Origin of the sequence: Burkholderia sp. SIMBA_062 (assembly GCF_046534765.1) — a bacterium.
Classification (GTDB): Bacteria; Pseudomonadota; Gammaproteobacteria; order Burkholderiales; family Burkholderiaceae; genus Burkholderia; species Burkholderia ambifaria.
Window position 1 is genome coordinate 1 of sequence record NZ_JAWRYD010000259.1, and the last position, 273, is coordinate 273.

Below are 273 nucleotides of genomic sequence, written 5' to 3' on the forward strand. Positions count from 1 at the left end.
TGAACTGAATAACGGGAAAGCTATTACTATTGCAACCACCAAAAAGGATGAGCTATTTAGTCTATTAGGGATTTAATACCCTGTTTTTGTCATCTATTACTCTGCTTATTTCCTCTACAAACTGAGGATATAAAACGTTTTTGCTCAATGTTCCTATTTTTAATAAATGATCGTGCTCAAATAGATTTAAGATCATATCTTTTGACAATAAAGAGGATATGATAATGATCAAACATCCATTGTCCACCCGCTCTCTAAAGTGGTCTGTATCTA

At 33.0% G+C, this 273-nt stretch carries 1 protein-coding gene; it reads right to left on the minus strand.

From position 1 onward, the window contains the following. Positions 1-64: 64 nt before the first annotated feature. On the minus strand, positions 65-273 hold a 209-nt coding region (locus SB786_RS36270), incomplete at its 5' end, for a hypothetical protein (protein ID WP_410731583.1).